This window comes from Paraburkholderia humisilvae (assembly GCF_902859855.1).
Classification (GTDB): Bacteria; Pseudomonadota; Gammaproteobacteria; order Burkholderiales; family Burkholderiaceae; genus Paraburkholderia; species Paraburkholderia humisilvae.
On the sequence record NZ_CADIKH010000002.1, the window covers coordinates 82,597 to 100,784 of the forward strand.

12 protein-coding genes are annotated in these 18,188 nt (G+C 63.6%); 5 read left to right on the forward strand and 7 right to left on the reverse strand.

From position 1 onward, the window contains the following. Positions 1-87: 87 nt before the first annotated feature. Positions 88-786, reverse strand: a complete 699-nt coding sequence (locus HV796_RS02080) for an aspartate/glutamate racemase family protein (RefSeq protein WP_175225010.1) — start codon at positions 784-786, stop codon at positions 88-90. 203 nt (positions 787-989) lie between these two features. Between HV796_RS02080 and dinB the strand changes: the two genes are divergently transcribed. Together dinB and HV796_RS02090 are read left to right on the forward strand one after the other, a co-directional pair. Continuing rightward, the gene (gene dinB / locus HV796_RS02085) at positions 990-2,237 is read left to right on the forward strand and encodes a DNA polymerase IV (protein ID WP_246355642.1); all 1,248 of its coding nucleotides are present in this window, start codon (positions 990-992) and stop codon (positions 2,235-2,237) included. Positions 2,238-2,314: 77 nt separating this feature from the next. Then, positions 2,315-3,604 carry an amidohydrolase family protein gene (locus HV796_RS02090; protein WP_175224693.1) on the forward strand — a complete coding sequence of 430 codons (1,290 nt, stop codon included), beginning with the start codon at positions 2,315-2,317 and terminating at the stop codon, positions 3,602-3,604. Between the two features lie 77 nt (positions 3,605-3,681). Here HV796_RS02090 and HV796_RS02095 read toward each other — a convergent pair whose 3' ends face one another. The 4 genes from HV796_RS02095 to HV796_RS02110 all read right to left on the reverse strand — a co-directional run bounded on the left by HV796_RS02095 (position 3,682) and on the right by HV796_RS02110 (position 9,711). Beyond that, the gene (locus tag HV796_RS02095; RefSeq protein ID WP_175224695.1) at positions 3,682-5,784 is read right to left on the reverse strand and encodes a M3 family metallopeptidase; all 2,103 of its coding nucleotides are present in this window, start codon (positions 5,782-5,784) and stop codon (positions 3,682-3,684) included. 371 nt (positions 5,785-6,155) lie between these two features. Continuing rightward, entirely contained in the window at positions 6,156-7,013 is an 858-nt protein-coding gene (gene folD / locus HV796_RS02100; RefSeq protein WP_175224696.1) for a bifunctional methylenetetrahydrofolate dehydrogenase/methenyltetrahydrofolate cyclohydrolase FolD, read from the reverse strand. A gap of 394 nt (positions 7,014-7,407) precedes the next feature. Continuing rightward, complete coding sequence (locus HV796_RS02105) at positions 7,408-8,385, reverse strand: DUF2950 domain-containing protein (RefSeq protein ID WP_175224698.1); 978 nt, start codon at positions 8,383-8,385, stop codon at positions 7,408-7,410. Positions 8,386-8,406: 21 nt separating this feature from the next. Next, the gene (locus tag HV796_RS02110; protein ID WP_175224700.1) at positions 8,407-9,711 is read right to left on the reverse strand and encodes a DUF3300 domain-containing protein; all 1,305 of its coding nucleotides are present in this window, start codon (positions 9,709-9,711) and stop codon (positions 8,407-8,409) included. Here HV796_RS02110 and HV796_RS02115 point away from each other — a divergent pair. Further along, on the forward strand, positions 9,710-9,850 hold the full coding sequence (locus tag HV796_RS02115) for a hypothetical protein (protein WP_175224702.1): 141 nt from the start codon (positions 9,710-9,712) through the stop codon (positions 9,848-9,850). The genes HV796_RS02110 and HV796_RS02115 overlap by 2 nt on opposite strands. A gap of 384 nt (positions 9,851-10,234) precedes the next feature. Here the strand turns inward: HV796_RS02115 and fixJ are convergent, their stop codons facing one another. Next, on the reverse strand, positions 10,235-10,879 hold the full coding sequence (fixJ, locus tag HV796_RS02120) for an oxygen response regulator transcription factor FixJ (RefSeq protein ID WP_175224705.1): 645 nt from the start codon (positions 10,877-10,879) through the stop codon (positions 10,235-10,237). Next, positions 10,876-13,392: an oxygen sensor histidine kinase FixL gene (fixL, locus tag HV796_RS02125; RefSeq protein ID WP_217477836.1), complete on the reverse strand. Its 2,517-nt coding sequence runs from the start codon at positions 13,390-13,392 to the stop codon at positions 10,876-10,878. Before fixL ends, fixJ begins: the two co-directional genes overlap by 4 nt. A gap of 274 nt (positions 13,393-13,666) precedes the next feature. On the opposite strand from fixL, the gene aceE reads away from it, so the two are divergent. Further along, a complete protein-coding gene (gene aceE / locus HV796_RS02130; RefSeq protein ID WP_175224708.1) occupies positions 13,667-16,378 on the forward strand; it encodes a pyruvate dehydrogenase (acetyl-transferring), homodimeric type in 2,712 nt (903 codons plus the stop codon). 81 nt (positions 16,379-16,459) lie between these two features. Next, positions 16,460-18,118 (forward strand): dihydrolipoyllysine-residue acetyltransferase, encoded by a 1,659-nt coding sequence (aceF, locus tag HV796_RS02135; RefSeq protein ID WP_175224710.1) that lies wholly within the window; start codon positions 16,460-16,462, stop codon positions 18,116-18,118. Positions 18,119-18,188: the final 70 nt, after the last annotated feature.

An 18,188-nucleotide genomic window follows, 5' to 3' on the forward strand; every position in this document is an offset into this window, starting at 1 on the left:
CGTGTCAGCAACCGACGCGGTGCATCGCGTCGATACGTGATCCTTATCAATTGGTCGGGATAAAAGAAGCTCGGGCCGAAGTGGAGTTTATCGGTTTTGTATGGCCCAATCCACTGCTCTTTGCGCGTGCAGAGCAGTGGTATCGAAAACCGGCAGCGAGGTGTCTTCCTGTTTGATCAGCAGCGTGATTTCCGTGCATCCGAGAATCACGGCCTGCGCACCGCGCGCGGCCATTCCGTCGATCGCGCGCTGATAGATTGTTCGCGATTGTGCGTCGATCACGCCATGGCACAACTCGTCGTAAATGATCCGGTGCACGTCGTGCCGTTCATCGTCGTCCGGGACGAGCGTGTCGAGCCCGAACCGCTCGCGCAATCGGCCCGCGTAGAAGGTTTGCTCCATCGTGTATCGCGTGCCTAGCAAGCCGACCCGTTCGACGCCCGCCGCGCGCAAGGCTTCGCCGGTCGGATCGGCGATGTGCAGGAACGGAATGCGAATGGCCGCTTCAATCGGCTCATACACGCGATGCATCGTGTTCGTCGCGAGCATCACGAGATCGGCCCCGCCGCGCTCGAGGCGGCGCGCGGCCTCGGCCATCTGCTCGCCAAGCCTGTCCCACGCACCGGCGCGCTGGTCTGCTTCGATCGACGCGAAGTCCACCGTCAGCATCAGGCTGCACGCGTTGTGATGCCCGCCAAGTTGCGCCTTCGCATAGCGGTTCAGCAACCGGTAGTATTCGGCCGACGATTCCCAGCTCATGCCGCCGATCACGCCAATGGTTTTCATCATCGTCTGTGCGCCCTGATTATCGACAGCGGCGAGTATAGGCCGCGGTGGTGCCCGCGCAGCGGTACGGATCGACGTGTTTCCACCAATACACGAGCGAAAAAATTCACGCGGCATCGCTTGATCAAACTACTGTATTTTTGTACAGTATTCGTATCTTGAACCCGCCCGATGCCCTGCTGCCGCCGGTTGAAGCGCAGCTCATGAAGCCGCTTATGGCGCTACCCACCGAGCCGCCTGCGTCGCCTGTTCGCAAGATCATCCATTGCGACTGCGACTGCTTCTACGCGTCGGTCGAAATGCGTGACAACCCGTCGTTGCGCGGGCGCCCGCTGGCCGTGGGCGGCCGGCCCGAACAGCGCGGTGTGGTGGCCACCTGCAACTATGAGGCGCGACGCTTTGGCGTGCATTCGGCGATGTCGTCGGCGCTCGCGTTGCGCAAGTGTCCGGATCTGCTGATCCTGCCATCGGCGATGGAGAAATATCGCATCGCGTCGCGGCAAATCATGGCGATCTATCGCGACTACACGCCGGATGTCGAACCGCTGTCGCTCGACGAAGCGTATCTGGACGTCACCCACGCCGATCGCTGCAAGGGCAGCGCCACGCTGATGGCCGAGGAAATTCGCGAACGCGTGCGTGAGACAGTCGGCGTGACGGTGTCGGCGGGCGTTGCACCAAGCAAGTTCGTCGCGAAGATCGCGTCGGACTGGAACAAGCCGGATGGCCTGTACGTCGTGCGACCGTCGGAGGTCGACGCGTTCGTCGCCGCGTTGCCGGTGCGCAAGATATTCGGCGTCGGCAAGGTCACGGCGGCGAAACTCGACAAGCTCGGCGTGTCGACTTGCGCGCAATTGCGCGAATGGCCGCTGGTCGATCTGCATCGGCATTTCGGCGTGTTCGGCAAGCGGCTGTACGAGTTGTCGCGCGGCATTGACGAGCGGCCGGTGTGCGCCCACCTGGAACGCAAGTCGATCAGCGTCGAAACCACGTATGTCACCGATCTACGCACGCTCGACGCGTGCTCGAACGAATTGCGCAGTCTCGCTGAGCAACTGGATGCGCGCGTGGCGCGCGCTCAGGCGGCGGCTGCGGTTCGCAAGCTGTTCGTGAAGATCCGGTTTGCGGATTTCCAGCGGACGACGGTCGAGTGTGTCGGCACCGTCACGCATCTGCCGACGCTGCTCGCGCTGCTGGAAAAGGGCTTCGCCCGGCGCAGCAAGCCGGTGCGACTGCTCGGCGTCGGCGTGCGCCTTGAGGAAGACGCCGTCGCGACGCACGGCCAGTTCGACCTGTTCGACGACGAAGCGGTGGAGGAAGACGTAGACGAGAGCGCAGACGACACCGCAAACCAAACCGCGAACGAAGCCGGACCAGCGGACGAAACGCTCGAATCCGATATGCATGCCGGTTCGCTGCGGAACATTGGCGACCCGCCCGCGCCGGCGTAGTCAGATTGAAATCTGTCTGTCCACGCTTTTTTGCCACCGATAGAATCGGTGAGAACCAGAAAAGCAGGGGGACCCGCATGGATCTGATTATCCGTGGCGCTATGTTGCCGCGCCGTGCCGCACGTCGCGAAGGGCCCGTCGATATCGGCATCGAAGGCGCGCGGATCGTTGCGGTCGAACCGCATCTTGCCGCGCACGCGCCGGAGGAAATCGACGCGAATGGCTTGCTCGTCACGCCGCCGTTCGTCGACGCGCACTTTCACATGGACGCGACGCTGTCGTACGGCTTGCCGCGTATCAATGCTTCCGGCACGCTGCTCGAAGGCATCGCGTTGTGGGGCGAACTAAAGCCGCATCTGACGCAGGAGGCACTGGTCGAACGGGCGCTGCAGTATTGCGACTGGGCAGTCGCGCGCGGCTTGCTGGCGATCCGCACGCATGTCGACGTCTGTGACGAGCGGCTGCTTGCCGTTCACGCACTGCTCGAAGTCCGGCGCCGGGTTGCGCATTACATGGACTTGCAACTGGTCGCTTTTCCGCAGGATGGCCTGCTGCGCAGCCCGCGCGCGTTTGACAACCTGAAGCGTGCAATCGACCTTGGCGTCGACGTCGTCGGCGGCATTCCGCATTTCGAGCGGACCATGGCCGATGGCGCCGAGTCTGTGCGCCTGCTCTGCGAGTTCGCCGCTCAGAAGGGACTGCGCGTCGATATGCATTGCGACGAATCGGACGACCCGCTGTCGCGTCATATCGAAACGCTTGCCGCACAGACGCATCGGCTGGGTTTGCATGGCCGCGTCGCGGGTTCGCATCTGACGTCGATGCATTCGATGGATAACTACTACGTCAGCAAGCTTTTGCCTTTGATGCGCGAGGCGGGCGTTGCGGCGATCGCGAATCCGCTGATCAACATCACATTGCAGGGCCGTGCCGACACATATCCGAAGCGGCGCGGCATGACACGCGTGCCGGAGATGCTGGCGGCGGGCATCGACGTCGGGTTCGGCCACGACTGCGTGATGGACCCGTGGTACAGCCTTGGTTCCGGCGATATGCTGGAAGTCGCGCATATGGGGCTGCACGTCGCGCAAATGACGGGCATCGATGCGATGCGCGCGTGCTTCGACGCGGTCACGGTCAACGCCGCGCGCATTCTTGGTCTTGAGGGCTATGGCATCGAGCCGGGCTGCGCGGCCAATTGCGTGGTGCTCGACGCGCGCGATGAAGTGGAAGCGATTCGCTTGCGCGCGGCGCGTCTCGCGGTGGTGAGCCGCGGCAAGGTCGTGAGCCGGTCGCCGGCCGCGCGCGCGACGCTCACGCTCGAGGGCCGTCCGCGGCAGGTCGATTTCAAACTGCATCGGACATAAAAAACCGGGGCATTGCATAGGCTGCAATGCCCCGGTTTCACGGCAATCACGCGCACACCGTGCGCGGCACCTGGCACTCAATGCGCGGCTGTCTGTGTCATCCCGTTATGACGCAGCAGCGCGTCGATAGTCGGCTCGCGTCCGCGGAACGCCTTGAACGACTCCATTGCCGGCCGGCTTCCGCCCACTTCAAGAATCTCGCGGCGATAGCGTATGCCGGTATCCGCGTCCAGCACGCTGCCATCCGACGCTTCGGCCGCTTCTTCAAATGCCGCGTACGCGTCCGCTGACAGCACCTCCGCCCACTTGTAGCTGTAGTACCCGGCCGCATAGCCGCCCGCGAAAATATGGCTGAACGTGTTCGGCCAACGCGAGAACGCCGCTTGCGGTATCACGTGGAACTGCTCGTTGATCTCGCGCGCAAGATCGTTCGCGCTTTTCGGACCGGCTGGATCGAAGTCCACATGCAGTTTCATGTCGAACATCGAGAACACGATTTGCCGCAATGTGCCGAGGCCGCTCTGGAAGTTCTTCGCGGCGAGCATCTTGTCGAACAGATCCCGCGGCAACTGCGCGGCGGTGTCGACATGCGAGGTCATGTCGCGCAGCACGTCCCACTCCCAGCAGAAGTTCTCCATGAACTGCGACGGCAGTTCGACGGCATCCCACTCGACGCCGTTGATGCCCGACACGCCGAGCTCGTCCACACGCGTCAGCATGTGATGCAGCCCATGGCCGAACTCGTGGAACAGCGTGATCACTTCGTCGTGCGTGAAGCACGCAGGCTTGCCGCCGATCGGGGCCGAGAAATTGCATGTGAGGTAGGCAACCGGCGTCTGCACCGGGCCGTGTACCGGCTTGCGGCGCGTGCGCGCATCGTCCATCCATGCGCCGCCGCGTTTGCCTTCGCGTGCGTACAGGTCGAGGTAGAACTGCGCGACCAGTCCTCCATCCGAATTTTCAACACGGAAGAAGCGCACGTCGGAATGCCAGGTGGCCGCTTGATCAACGCGGATGCGCACGCCGAACAGCGTTTCGGTGACCTTGAAGAGGCCCTTCAGGACCGCGTCTTCAGGGAAGTACTGCTTGACCTCGTTCTCCGAGAACGAGTAGCGCTTCTGGCGCAGCCGCTCGGACGCGAATGCCATGTCCCATGGCTGGATGTCGGCAAGGCCGAGCTCGCCGGCGGCGAACTCGCGCAGTTCCTTCCAGTCCTGCTCCGCATGTGGCCGCGCGCGCGCCGCAAGGTCTTCGAGGAACGCCATCACCTGTGCCGGCGATTCGGCCATCTTCGGGGTGAGCGACACTTCCGCGAAGTTGCGGTAACCGAGCATCTTCGCTTCCTCGTCGCGCAGCTTCAGATGCTCCGCGACGTTCGCCGTGTTGTCCCAATCGGGGTTGCCCTTGCCGTACTGTGGGCCCAGGTCCGACGCGCGCGTGACATACGCGCGGTACATCGCTTCGCGCATCGGCCGGTGCTCCGCATATTGCATCACCGGAAAGTACGACGGGAAGTGCAGCGTGAACTTCCAGCCGGCCTTGCCGTCGCGCTCGGCGGCTTCACGGGCGGCGGCGATCACGTCTTCGGGCAGGCCCGTCAGTTCCGCTTGCGTTTCGACGAAGATCGCGTAAGCGTTCGTCGCATCGAGCACGTGATCCGAGAAGGCCTTCGACAATGCCGCCTGGCGTTCCTGCAGTTCCGCGAAGCGCGGCTTCTGGTCTTCCGGCAGTTCGGCGCCCGACAGGCGGAAGTCGCGCAGCGCGTTGTCGAGGATCTTCTTGCGTTCGCCGGTCAGCGTCGTGAAATCGCCGCTTGCGGCGATCGCCTTGTACTTCTCATACAGTGCAAGATTCTGACCGACACTCGACCAGAACTCGGTCACGCGCGGCAGGTTCTCGCCATAGACCGCGCGCAGTTCCGGCGTATCGGCGACCGCGTTCAGGTGACCGATCACCCCCCATGCGCGCGACAGCGGCTCGGTCGCGCGTTCGACCGTTTCGACGACATCCACCCACGACGCCGGTGTCGCGGGTTCGCTCGCGCGTTCGACCGCGGCGCTCGCGTTGGCAAGCAGCACGTCGAGCGCGGGCGTCACATGTTCAGGGCGGATTTCGCCGAAACGCGGCAGATCGGTGAAATCGAGGAGCGGGTTGTCTGATGTCGGTTGGGTAGTGGACATAGTGCTTCCTGTCTGTCGCGTGATGTTGGAGAAGCTGAAACTAGCGCTTGCAGGGCGCGCGGCCGCGCCCCGTTATCGGACTATGGGGGCGGTGCCTGCCGTTTCCAGTGCGCCGGCCCGGACAAATAGCAGAGACAGCCGAAAGGTGATCGTGTGCTGCCGCCAAACCAAACCCAAGGATACGCATATTTGCACTGCAACGGGACCACGCCGCCGCCACGCTACGTGCGCTGCTGCACGGTGGCGGCCGATAGGCGTGCACGCGGGCGCCGCGGCATACGGCGTATCGACAGCGGGTACGCGGAGGCGTCCGTCGGGTAGCATGCCCGCTGCGCGTCGTCGCACTTAGTGACGTTCGGTCGCGGACCACGTCACGCGTCGCGGGCCGCGCGTTCGGCGGCTTCGATCGTGTTCACGAGCAGCATCGTGATCGTCATTGGCCCGACGCCGCCCGGCACCGGTGTCAGATAGCCCGCCACTTCCTTCACGCCGGCGAAGTCGACATCGCCGCAGAGCTTGCCCGCATCGTCGCGATTCATGCCGACGTCGATCACCGCGGCGCCCGGTTTCACCATGTCGGCGGTCAGGATGCTGCGCATGCCGGTTGCGACGACCACGACATCCGCTTCGCGCGTATGCGCGGCAAGATCGCGCGTCTTGCTGTGACAAATGGTCACGGTGGCGCCGGCGTCGAGCAGCAGCATCGCCATCGGCTTGCCGACGATGTTCGAGCGGCCGATCACGACCGCATTCGCACCCTTCAGCGCGATGCCATACGCGTCGAACATTTTCATGATGCCGTACGGCGTGCATGGCCTGAACAGCGGTTTGCCGGTCATTAGCGCGCCCGCATTCGCGACATGGAAACCGTCGACGTCTTTGTCCGGCGCGATCGCTTCGATCACCTTGTGGCTGTCGATGTGCGCGGGCAGCGGCAGTTGCACGAGAATGCCGTTGATCTTCGGATCGCGGTTCAGTTCGTCGATGCGCGCGAGCAGGTCGGCTTCGGACAGGGTCGATGGATAGCGGTCGTATGACGAGTAGAGGCCGTTGTCCTCGCAGGCCTTCACTTTGTTGCGGACATACACCTCGCTCGCCGGATTGTCGCCGACCAGCACGACCGCGAGGCCGGGCTGACGGCCGCGGGCGGCGAGGGCAGCGGCGCGCGATGCGACGTCGGCGCGAAGCGTCTTCGAAAGGGCGGTTCCGTCGATCAGTTTGGCTGTCATGGTGAATCGAGAATGGATAGTGTGGAGCGCGGCGCGCCTGACTCCGGGACTTGCAGCAGGGCTCACAGCGGGCTCACGGCGGGCTCACGGCGGAACCGGCGCGTGCACGCGACTGCGGCACATCAGGTCGCTGCGTGGCGGGATTGACCCGTGATAGCCGTGACGACCGCGAGCCGTGTTGGCCGCGATCGTTTGCCATCGCCGACATGACGATGCCGAATCGGCAACCCGCCGGCGGTGCCGGAGTGGCCGCGCGAAAAACATTCGCGGCGCAAAAACTGCGCCGCGATCTCAAGACGAGATTATACCGTCGCTGCCTCGCGCTCCGCGCGACGCAGCGACCTGTGCGCAGCGCAGGAGCGGGGCAGGAGTGCCGTGCGTCAACGCATGACGTTCAAGGCTGCGCCGGCTGCCACGACGTATCCGGATCGAACGAACGAATTGCGTCGACCGCGCTCGCGGTGTGCGGCCCCAGGTCCTTCTGGTAGACCTGACCGTCCTGATTGACGATAAAGCTCATCACGCCGGTCTTGCCGTATTCGGCCGGCCACGCGACGAGCGCGAAGCCTTTTTTCAGCACGCCGTCTTGCAGATAGCTTTGCGCGCCGCCCTGTGCATGCGTGCCTTGCGCGGTCAGAATCCGGAAGTGATACCCGTGATACGCCTCGCCCGGCGCGATATGGCGCTGCATCGTCGCGGCAAGCGGGCCGAGCGGGCTTTCCTGTTCGCCCGGCGCCGTGTCCCAGTACAGCCCGTCGTGCTGGCCGGGCGCGCTGATGAACTTCTGCGCGTAGTGCTGCGTCAGGTTCCGGTAGTCATTCTGCGCATCGACATACGCCTGCGACGTCAGGATGGCCGAGCGCTCGTTGCGGCCGATGCGACGCGTGAGCATCTCGTCGGTCGCCGCCGGCGTATCGAAGCGCCAGCCGCCTGCGACCTTCTCGAGCGGGATAGGCAGCGTCCAGCCGTCATTGCCGACTTCAAGATGCGCGCTCGGGTGGCCATTGCGCGGCGTTGCATCTTCGACAATCTTATGGCCTTTGGCCCACTCGCCGAGAAACCCGTAGATATCGTCCTGGCCGATATCGGTGGTCGGAATGAAGCGCGTGTAGTGGTCGCCGAGCACATGCTTCATCGCGCCGTGATCGTTTGTCGCGAGCGCGTTCGTGAACGCGTCAGCGGCTGCGTCAGCCGTCGGATAGACGGCTTGGGCATGCGCGGCGGGCGCGCTGCACAGCAAGGCGGCTGCGGCGACGAGCGCGGCGGCTGTGGCGCGCACGATGCCCGGTGCGGCGTTACGTGCCACGTTGTGTGTCGCGCGCTGCGCCACACAGGTTGCGCGTGCTGCGTGCGATACGGGATAGCGGGTCATGTTGGGCTCCTTGTCGAATGTTCAGCGGCGGCCAAAGTGACGTCCACCGCCACCGCCACCGAAACCACCGGGCCTTCCGCCGCCTTGATACCCACCGCCTTCGAAGCCGCCGTGCTGGGCGCCTGCGCCCTGGAACCCGCCGTGTTGCCCCGCGCCACCTCCGCCGAAGCGCTCGCCGCCGTTATTCGCGAGCGATTGGCGGCTCGCCTGTCCGCGTTGCATATCCGCCCGCGCGCCGCCGGCGTCGCCGGCGCCACGCAGCGCGTTGTCGCGGTTCAGGTTCTGCGCGCTGTTGCGAATTTCGCCCGGATTGGTGCCGCCGCTATGGATGTTCTGTAGCCGCTGGCTGGCCGAGCCGCTCACGTTTTGCCCGGTGCGGTTCTGCAACGCCTGTTCCGCCTGCTGGCGTGATGCATCCCGGCCGCGATACGCATCGCGCTGCGCGGCCAGATTCGCATTGTTGAAGTTCGCGTTGTTGCGGTTCAGATTCGCGTTCGTCCGATTGATGCTCTCGTTGCGATTCCAGTTCGTGTTGGCCGTATTGGCGTTGATCCGGTTATTGACGTTGATGTTGTTGTAGCGATTGACGTTGACGTTCACATCATGCGAATTCCAGTTGAAACCGCCCCACAGCGAATTCGCGACAGCGATGCCCGCGCCGAATGCGAGGCCGGTCGCGAAGCCCGTCGCGATCGCGTAACCCGGCGGCGGCGGCACGTAAACCGGCGGATAGGCGGGGTAGGGCCACGCGCCATACACCACGGTCGGGTTATAGGTCGGTACGTAGACGACCTGCGGATTGGCCGGCACGATCTGGATCGTGCTCTGCTCGACGATGACCTTCTGCTGCTCGGTGGTCTTCAGATTGCCCGCTTGCTGTGCCTGCTTGCGCAAGCGCTGCACCGAATCCATCACGTCGTTCGGCTGCGCGAGAAACGCGTTGCCCAGTTGCGTGACCCAGTCGGGCTTCGATGCCATGGTGGCGAGCACTTGCGGAAACGCGACGAGCGACTGCACGCTCGGGTCCCACGGTTCCGATGCGACCGCCTGCACGGCGGCGTCACCTTGCTTTTGCGAATTGGCTTTCGACCACTGCGCGGCCTCCTGGATCTGCTGCGGGAAGGTCGAGGCCATCAGCACCTGCGCGAGCAATGCATCGGGGTAGAGCGCGATCGGCGCGGTCAGCGAGTCGAGTTGCTGGCTGGACACCTTCGCCGGCGTCTGCGCGTGCGCGGCAGTGGGTGCTGCGATGCCGACGACGAGCGGGGTGCCGGCGAGCGCCGCACAGATGAGCAGCACACGCTGACATGTTCCGGGACGTTTCATGTTCATGTTCTCCTTGCTGCGCGACGACGAAGCAGCGGACCAGGAAGCGGATGGAGACGCGGATGGAGCAGTGGAGCGCGATGCGGCAATGCAAAAGCGGCACGATCGGATTCGCGCGTCGGTGACGCAACAGGTTTGACAACTGACGGGGCCGATCTTGGCCCCGAGGCGCTGTGCGCGGTTGTCGAAACAGAGCGGCGTGCTGCGGCGTGACGCCGGTCAATCATGAGGTATTCCTGACGATGAGGGAATACTTAAAATTAGGGGGCGGAGAAACGACTGTCAATCGGTACGGCACGAAGTTTTACGTTTTGCCGTTTATGCGATAAGTCGATGGTGATACGTTGGTCATATCCATCGCGCATGTGTCAAAGAGACATGCGCGATGAGCCGGCTCGATGCCGATTATGTTTGGATAGCTAATTAACTAACCGAACCCCGCGGCGCAAAGAAAAAGCGGGCTCACAGGCCCGCTTCCTTTTAGCGAAAGAGTGCAGTGTTACAGCGACCGCGCTCGCTACCGCTACTGCGTTTGCTGAGGCTTGTTCGACAGCGCCAGCCGCAGCAGATCCGCCACGGTATTCACGTTGAGCTTTTCCATGATGTTCGCGCGGTGCGCTTCCACCGTCTTGATGCTGATGCCGAGGTCGTCGGCGATCTGCTTGTTCAGACGTCCCGCGATGATCCGCTCGAGCACCTGATGCTCCCGTGCGGTGAGCTTGCCGAGGCGTTCGGCGGCCGCGCGCTGCTGCTGCACGCTGGTGCTTTCGCTGCGCGCCTTGTCGAGCATGCGCTCGACCAGCTTGCGCAATTCCGCTTCGTCGAACGGCTTCTCGATGAAATCCATCGCGCCTTTCTTCATTGTCGACACGGCCATCGGCACGTCGCCGTGGCCGGTGACGAAGATGATCGGCAGCGATGCGTTGTCAGCGATCAGCCGCTCCTGCAATTCGAGCCCGCTCATGCCGGACATCCGCACGTCGAGGATCAGACAGGCGATCTGCCCCGGGTGCTGATGCGGCTGCCACGCTTCGATGAACTGCTCGGCGCTCGAGAAGCATTGCACGCGATAACCGTTCGCTTCCAGCAGCCAGCGCAGCGAGTCTCGCACCGCCTCGTCGTCATCGACGACAAACACGGTTTCCTGTGTGGTGACTGGGGTGTTCATAGCTCTCCCGTAACGGTTTGTGGTGTCGGCGCCTCGTGCCCGCCGTTGCTCGGGCCGTCGGGTTCGCCGATGGGCAGACTGCAGTGGAAAGTGGCACCGGTGATGTGGCCGTCCGCTTCGACGTTGTTCACCACCCACAGGCGGCCGCGGTGAGATTCGATGATCGAACGGCAAATATTGAGTCCCATGCCCATGCCGTCCGACTTCGTGCTGTAAAACGGTTCGAACAGATGCTCGGCCGTTGCTTCGTCGACGCCCGGGCCCTGATCGACCACGCTGATGCACACATTGCCCGCTTCGAGCCGCGCGACCACGCGAATCACTGGGTCGACCGCATCGGGCCGCGCGTCGTGCATCGCCTCGGCGCCGTTCTTCAGCAGGTTCACGAGTACCTGCTCGATCAGCACCGGATCGACGTAGATGACGGGCAGCCGCGAGCGGATATCGGTGACGATGCGAATGCGGCGCTTGCGCGCTTCGAGTTCGGCGAGCCCGACCGCATCCGCGACGATATCGGCGACGCGGGTCGCCTGACGTTTCGGTTCGCTGCGTTTCACGAATTCACGGATCCGCTTGATGATCATGCCGGCCCGCACCGCCTGCTGCGCGGTCTTTTCGAGTACCGGCAGCAGATTGTCGGGCGTTGTCCGCCCAGATTTAACCAGTGCAACCGCGCCAGAGCAATAGTTATTGATTGCGGCGAGCGGCTGGTTCAGTTCATGCGCGAGCGACGACGCCATTTCGCCCATCGTCATCAGGCGGCTCGTGAACTGCAGTTTCTCGTCCTGCTGGCGTGCGAGTTCCTGTGCCTGCTTGCGGGTCGTGATGTCGGTTGCGATCTGCATCTGCGCGAGGTGGCCGTCGACCCACTGGATGTACTGGCGACGCACTTCGAACCATTTTTGTATGCTCTGCACATACACTTCCTGCGCGTCGGCGGTGCTATCCGTCAGCGCGGCGGCGGGCAGACCCGCATAGGTGTCGACCATGTCGATCGAATCCGACGACGCCTGCGAGCTGTCGAATCCGCCGCCGCCGGCCAGTTCGAGGTGGCCGTCCGGGCGAATGCCGAACAGGTGCCGGTAGTAGCGGTTGGCGAACAGCAGCTCGGCTTCGTCGGCGGCCAGCACCGACACCGCCGCATCGAGACTTTCGAGCACCGTGGTGAAGCGTTCGTGCGCGGCGGCGAGTTCTTCGCGTGCGCGCTTGGGTTCGGTGATGTCGGTCATCGACGACATCCAGCCCGTCTGACGCCCCGAACTGTCGATCAGCGGCGACACATACAGCCGCGCATGGAACAGCGATCCGTCCTTGCGCCGCACGCGCAGCTCGAAACCCGACGACGGCGCCTTGCCGCGCAGCGTCATATCGAGCTGGCGCTGCATTTCCGGATAGGAGTCGCGCGGCCAGTACGGGAACGGCGCGGTCTTGCCGACAAGGTCGATTTCGTCCCAGCCGGTCATCCGGCAGAAGGCCGGGTTCACGTGCGTAATGCGGCCGTGCATGTCGAGCACGCGCATGCCGATCAGCACCGAGTTTTCCATCGCGCGCCGGAAGAAGGCTTCCGCATAGAGCGCCTGCTGCGCCTCGAAGCGCTGCCGCGTGTGCTTCCACAAGCTCCACAGACTCCACAGCACGAAGCACGACAGGCCCGCGACCAGCCACACGAGCGTGTTGTTCGTGAAGTTGGTCATCTGCGGGTACGCATAGACGCGCACCGAGATGCCCTGGCCCGGCGGATCGAGCGGCAGGTCGTAGTACGCGTCACGCGGCAGGCGCGGGCGCGTCGACGTGGTCGCGAGCTCGCGGTTGTTGATATCGACAATCGATATCTTGTACTTCGCGGAAAGCTCCGGCGGGATGTCGCGCTTCAACATGCCTTCGATCGAGAACACCGCGGCGATGCTGCCCAGAAACTCGCGGTCGCGATAGACGGGTGTCTGCAGCGTGATATAGCCGTTGCCGAGATCGTCGTAGAGAAGCGGCGAATACACCTGCCGGCGCGTGTTGCGCGCTTCGGCGAACGCGGCCTTGACGGCCTCGTCCATCTGCTGGTCATTCGGTTTCGCGAGGCGCTGGCCGAGCACCGGGAGCGGCGTGTTCGGCCAGCGCGGCTGCAGCTCCGACGTGTACCAGTTCATGTAGAGGATCTCGGGATGCCCCTGCATGATGTCCGCGGTGGATACCTGGAAAGAGTGCGGGTCCGCGCGGCCCGTGACGAGATCGCGCGCGAGCGCCTGAATCTGCTCCTGCGCGCCCGTCATCGACAGACGGATTTGCTGCTGCGCCCACGCGACGTTGCGGTACAGCGTGTCTTCCTGCTGCTGCTGCTCGCGGCGGTTGAGACTCCACAGAATGAGGCTCATCACGACGAGGAACACCAGGATCGACAGCAGCGGCGTCAGCAAATAGGAATTCGACCACCATGGTCCGTGGTGCCAGCGGGACGGCGAGGTATCCGCCGGCGAACCGGACGGCCGCGCCGAACGTGCGAAAAGCCGATCGGTCAACATGGGTCGCATTGTAGCGCAGCAGGTCCGCACGAATTGGCGCAGAAAAGCGGCGAAACTCACATTAACAGGAGCAAACTACTCGACGTACCCGCAGATGGGCAGTCAAACTAGGGTGCGCCGCAGCAATTTTCCGCATTATGAGAAAGCATCTCGCAATTCGAAAATTTTGTTGCGCGGATGTCGGGGGCATCATTAAAATCGGCCGAAACTGCCGCGGCCGAGCTTCGTCCGCGTCGTCCACTCACGAGCGTGCCTCTATATCCAGGAGACGAGCATGTCCGCTGTACCCGACGAAGTCCTGAAGTACGTCGCTGCGTCACAAGACGACAGCGATCCGCAAGAAACGGCTGAATGGCTCGAAGCGCTGGATGGCGTGATTTCTGCAGTGGGCCCGAACCGTGCCCACTACCTGATCGAGAAGCAGATCGAATTCGCGCGCGTGCACGGCGAACATCTGCCGTTCTCGGCGAACACGCCGTACATCAACACGATTCCGGTCGCGAATCAGGCGAAGATTCCCGGCGACCAGGACATCGAGCACCGCATCCGTTCGTACACCCGCTGGAATGCGATGGCAATGGTGCTGCGCGCGGGCAAGGACACCAATGTCGGCGGCCATATCGCGTCGTTCGCGTCGGCGGCGACGCTTTATGACGTCGGCTTCAATCATTTCTGGCGCGCGCCGACTGCCGAGCACGGTGGCGATCTCGTGTTCGTGCAAGGCCACTCGTCGCCGGGCATCTACTCGCGCGCGTTCCTGCTCGGCCGTCTATCGGACAAGCAGGTCGACAACTTCCGCCAGGAAGTGGGGGGCGAAGGCATTTCGTCGTATCCGCACCCGTGGCTGATGCCGGACTTCTGGCAATTCCCGACCGTGTCGATGGGCCTCGGCCCGATCATGGCGATCTATCAGGCGCGCTTCATGAAGTACCTGCAGGCGCGTGGCATTGCGAACACCGTCGGGCGCAAGGTGTGGGCGTTCCTAGGCGACGGCGAAACCGATGAACCGGAATCGCTCGGCGCGATCGGCATGGCCGGCCGTGAGCGCCTGGACAACCTCGTGTTCGTGATCAACTGCAACCTGCAGCGTCTGGACGGCCCGGTGCGCGGCAACGGCAAGATCATCCAGGAACTCGAAAGCGAATTCCGCGGCGCCGGCTGGAACGTGATCAAGGTGGTCTGGGGCAGCCGCTGGGATGCGCTGTTCGCGCGTGACAAATCGGGCGCGCTGATGCGCCGGATGATGGAAGTCGTCGACGGCGAATATCAGACGTACAAGTCCGAGTCGGGCGCGTTTGTGCGCGAGCACTTCTTCAATACACCGGAACTGAAGGCGCTGGTCGCCGACTGGTCGGACGAGGAAGTGTGGAACCTGAACCGCGGCGGCCACGATCCGCACAAGATCTTCGCGGCCTACAAGGCGGCGACCGAGGCGAAGAACCAGCCGACCGTGATCCTGGCGAAGACGATCAAGGGCTACGGGATGGGCGAAGCCGGTCAGGCGATGAACATCACGCATCAGCAGAAGAAGATGCAGGTCGAGGCGCTCAAGAAGTTCCGCGACCAGTTCCGCCTGCCGATCCCCGACGACGACATCGCACACGTGCCGTATCTGAAGTTCGAGGAAGGCTCGAAGGAACTCGAATACATGCGCGCCCGCCGTCAGGAACTGGGCGGCTATCTGCCGGCGCGTCGCCAGAAGGCGGAATCGCTGCCGGTGCCAGAGCTCGCCGTATTCGAGCCGCTGCTGAAGGGCACCGGCGAAGGCCGCGAGATTTCGACGACGATGGCGTTCGTGCGGATTCTGAATATCCTGCTGAAGGACAAGGCGCTCGGCAAACGTGTCGTGCCGATTGTGCCGGACGAGTCGCGCACGTTCGGCATGGAAGGTCTGTTCCGTCAGATCGGCATCTGGAATCAGGACGGGCAGAAGTACGTGCCGGAAGACTCCGACCAGCTGATGTTCTACAAGGAATCGGAAACCGGTCAGATTCTGCAGGAAGGGATCAACGAAGCCGGCGGCATGTCGGACTGGATCGCGGCCGCGACGTCTTACTCGACGCATGGCGAGATCATGATCCCGTTCTACATCTACTATTCGATGTTCGGTTTCCAGCGGGTCGGCGACCTCGCGTGGGCGGCCGGCGACATGCGCTCGCGCGGCTTCCTGCTGGGCGGCACCGCGGGCCGTACGACGCTGAACGGCGAAGGCCTGCAGCACGAAGACGGCCACTCGCTGCTGTGGGCGTCGTCCATTCCAAACTGCATCAACTACGACCCGACTTTCGGCTACGAGCTCGCGGTGATCATCCAGGACGGCCTGCGCCGCATGGTGCAGGAGCAGGAGGACGTGTTCTATTACCTCACGGTGATGAACGAAAACTACGAACACCCGGCGATTCCGCAGGGTGAAAACGTGGCGCAGGACATCATCAAGGGCATGTACGCGTTCCGCAAGGCCGAAGCCGACGCCGCATCTGACAAAAGCGCGCCGCGCGTGCAACTGATGGGCGCAGGCACGATCTTCAACGAAGTCATCGCCGCGGCCGACCTGCTGAAGAACGACTGGGGCGTTGCCGCCGACCTGTGGAGCGTGCCGAGCTTCACCGAACTCGCGCGCGAAGGCCACGAAGTGCAGCGTTGGAATTTGCTGCATCCGACCGAACAGAAGAAGGTTTCGCACGTCGAGAAGCTGCTGAAGGATGCGAAGGGTCCGGTGATCGCGTCGACCGACTACGTGCGCGCGCTGACCGAGCAGATCCGCGCATTCGTGCCGCAGCGCTTCGTCGTGCTGGGCACCGACGGCTTTGGCCGTTCGGATACGCGCGAACAGCTGCGCCACTTCTTCGAAGTCGACCGCTACTGGGTCACCGTTGCCGCGCTGAACGCGCTGGCCGATGAGGGTACGATTGAGCGCAAGGTCGTGGCCGACGCGCTGAAGAAGTACAACCTCGACCCGTCCAAACCCAACCCGATGACCGTCTAACTCGTCGCCCCCCGGCGACGCCGCGCGCACTCCGTTCTCGATGTCGGACGGAGTGCGCTCGGCCCTGGAGACAGAAAACAAATGAGCCAAGCGATCGAAGTCAAGGTGCCGGACATCGGCGATTACAAGGACGTTCCTGTGATCGAGGTGCTGGTGAAGGCGGGTGATACCGTCGAGAAAGAGCAGTCGCTGATCACGCTGGAATCCGACAAGGCGACGATGGATGTGCCGAGCCCGGTCTCCGGCACCGTCAAGGAATTGAAGGTGAAGGTCGGCGATTCCGTGTCGGAAGGCACGCTGATCATTCTGCTCGACGGCGCAGGCGCGGCTGCCGCGCCCGCGCCGGCCGCCGCAAAGCCCGCGCAGGGTAACGGCGCCGCGCAGCCGGCTGCGGCCCCGGCGGCTCCCGCTGGCGGTGGCGGCGTGCAGGAAGTGAAAGTGCCGGACATCGGCGATTACAAGGACGTGCCGGTCATCGAGATCGCGGTGAAGGTCGGCGACCGCGTCGAGAAGGAGCAGTCGCTGATCACGCTCGAATCGGACAAGGCGACGATGGATGTGCCGAGCCCGGCCGCGGGTGTCGTCAAGGAACTGAAGGTGAAGGTCGGCGACACGGTGTCCGAAGGCACCGTGATTGTGCTGATCGAAGGCGCGGGCGGGGCAGCCGCGGCTCCCGCACCTGCTGCGGCCGCCGCACCGCAGAAAGCGGCTGAAGAGCCGTCCGACGCGCCGCAAAAGCCGGCCGCCGCGCCGGCCACGGCGCCGTCCGCACTCGCGCAGGCGCCGGTGATTCCGGCCGGCGAAGGCGGCGCATACAAGCCGAGCCATGCGTCGCCGTCGGTGCGCAAGTTCGCGCGCGAACTGGGCGTGGACGTGTCGCGCGTGCAAGGCACCGGTCCGAAAGGTCGTATCACGCAGGATGACGTAACCGCGTTCGTGAAGGGCGTGATGACGGGCCAGCGCGCCGCGCCGGCCGCGGCCGCGGGCGCACCGGCGGGTGGCGGCGAGCTGAATCTGCTGCCGTGGCCGAAGATCGATTTCACGAAGTTCGGTCCGGTCGACCCGAAGCCGCTGTCGCGCATCAAGAAGATCTCGGGCGCGAATCTGCATCGCAACTGGGTGATGATCCCGCACGTCACGAACAACGACGAGGCGGACATTACGGATCTCGAAGCATTGCGTGTGCAACTGAACAAGGAGCACGAGAAGGCGGGCGTGAAGTTCACGATGCTCGCATTCGTGATCAAAGCCGTGGTCGCCGCGCTGAAGAAATTCCCGACCTTCAATACGAGCCTCGACGGCGATAACCTCGTCTACAAGCAGTATTTCCATATCGGGTTTGCCGCCGATACGCCGAACGGCCTCGTCGTGCCGGTGATCCGCGATGCCGACAAGAAGGGTCTGGTCGATATCGCGAAGGAAATGGCGGACCTGTCGAAGCTCGCGCGTGAAGGCAAGCTCAAGCCCGAACAGATGCAAGGCGGCTCGTTCTCGATTTCGTCGCTGGGCGGCATCGGCGGCACGCATTTCACGCCGATCATCAATGCGCCTGAAGTCGCGATTCTCGGTCTGTCGCGCGGTGCGATGAAGCCGGTCTGGGACGGCAAGCAGTTTGTGCCGCGCCTTACGCTGCCGTTGTCGCTGTCGTATGACCATCGTGTGATCGACGGCGCGGAAGCGGCGCGCTTTAACGCGTATCTCAGTGCGATCCTCGGCGACTTCCGGCGGGTCATTCTTTGATTTTTGCAGCGCGTGGGGCGTGGGCTTGCGGTTCCCGTCGACGCTCTCGTTGTTGAACCTGGCTGAATCT

What these genes read in the sequence shown, in the direction of transcription:
- HV796_RS02080 (WP_175225010.1), bottom strand. Translation starts at nt 786, where the DNA reads ATGAAAACCATTGGCGTGATCGGCGGCATGAGCTGGGAATCGTCGGCC.
- dinB (WP_246355642.1), top strand. Translation starts at nt 990, where the DNA reads ATGAAGCCGCTTATGGCGCTACCCACCGAGCCGCCTGCGTCGCCTGTT.
- HV796_RS02090 (WP_175224693.1), top strand. Translation starts at nt 2,315, where the DNA reads ATGGATCTGATTATCCGTGGCGCTATGTTGCCGCGCCGTGCCGCACGT.
- HV796_RS02095 (WP_175224695.1), bottom strand. Translation starts at nt 5,784, where the DNA reads ATGTCCACTACCCAACCGACATCAGACAACCCGCTCCTCGATTTCACC.
- folD (WP_175224696.1), bottom strand. Translation starts at nt 7,013, where the DNA reads ATGACAGCCAAACTGATCGACGGAACCGCCCTTTCGAAGACGCTTCGC.
- HV796_RS02105 (WP_175224698.1), bottom strand. Translation starts at nt 8,385, where the DNA reads ATGACCCGCTATCCCGTATCGCACGCAGCACGCGCAACCTGTGTGGCG.
- HV796_RS02115 (WP_175224702.1), top strand. Translation starts at nt 9,710, where the DNA reads ATGTTCATGTTCTCCTTGCTGCGCGACGACGAAGCAGCGGACCAGGAA.
- HV796_RS02110 (WP_175224700.1), bottom strand. Translation starts at nt 9,711, where the DNA reads ATGAAACGTCCCGGAACATGTCAGCGTGTGCTGCTCATCTGTGCGGCG.
- fixJ (WP_175224705.1), bottom strand. Translation starts at nt 10,879, where the DNA reads ATGAACACCCCAGTCACCACACAGGAAACCGTGTTTGTCGTCGATGAC.
- fixL (WP_217477836.1), bottom strand. Translation starts at nt 13,392, where the DNA reads ATGTTGACCGATCGGCTTTTCGCACGTTCGGCGCGGCCGTCCGGTTCG.
- aceE (WP_175224708.1), top strand. Translation starts at nt 13,667, where the DNA reads ATGTCCGCTGTACCCGACGAAGTCCTGAAGTACGTCGCTGCGTCACAA.
- aceF (WP_175224710.1), top strand. Translation starts at nt 16,460, where the DNA reads ATGAGCCAAGCGATCGAAGTCAAGGTGCCGGACATCGGCGATTACAAG.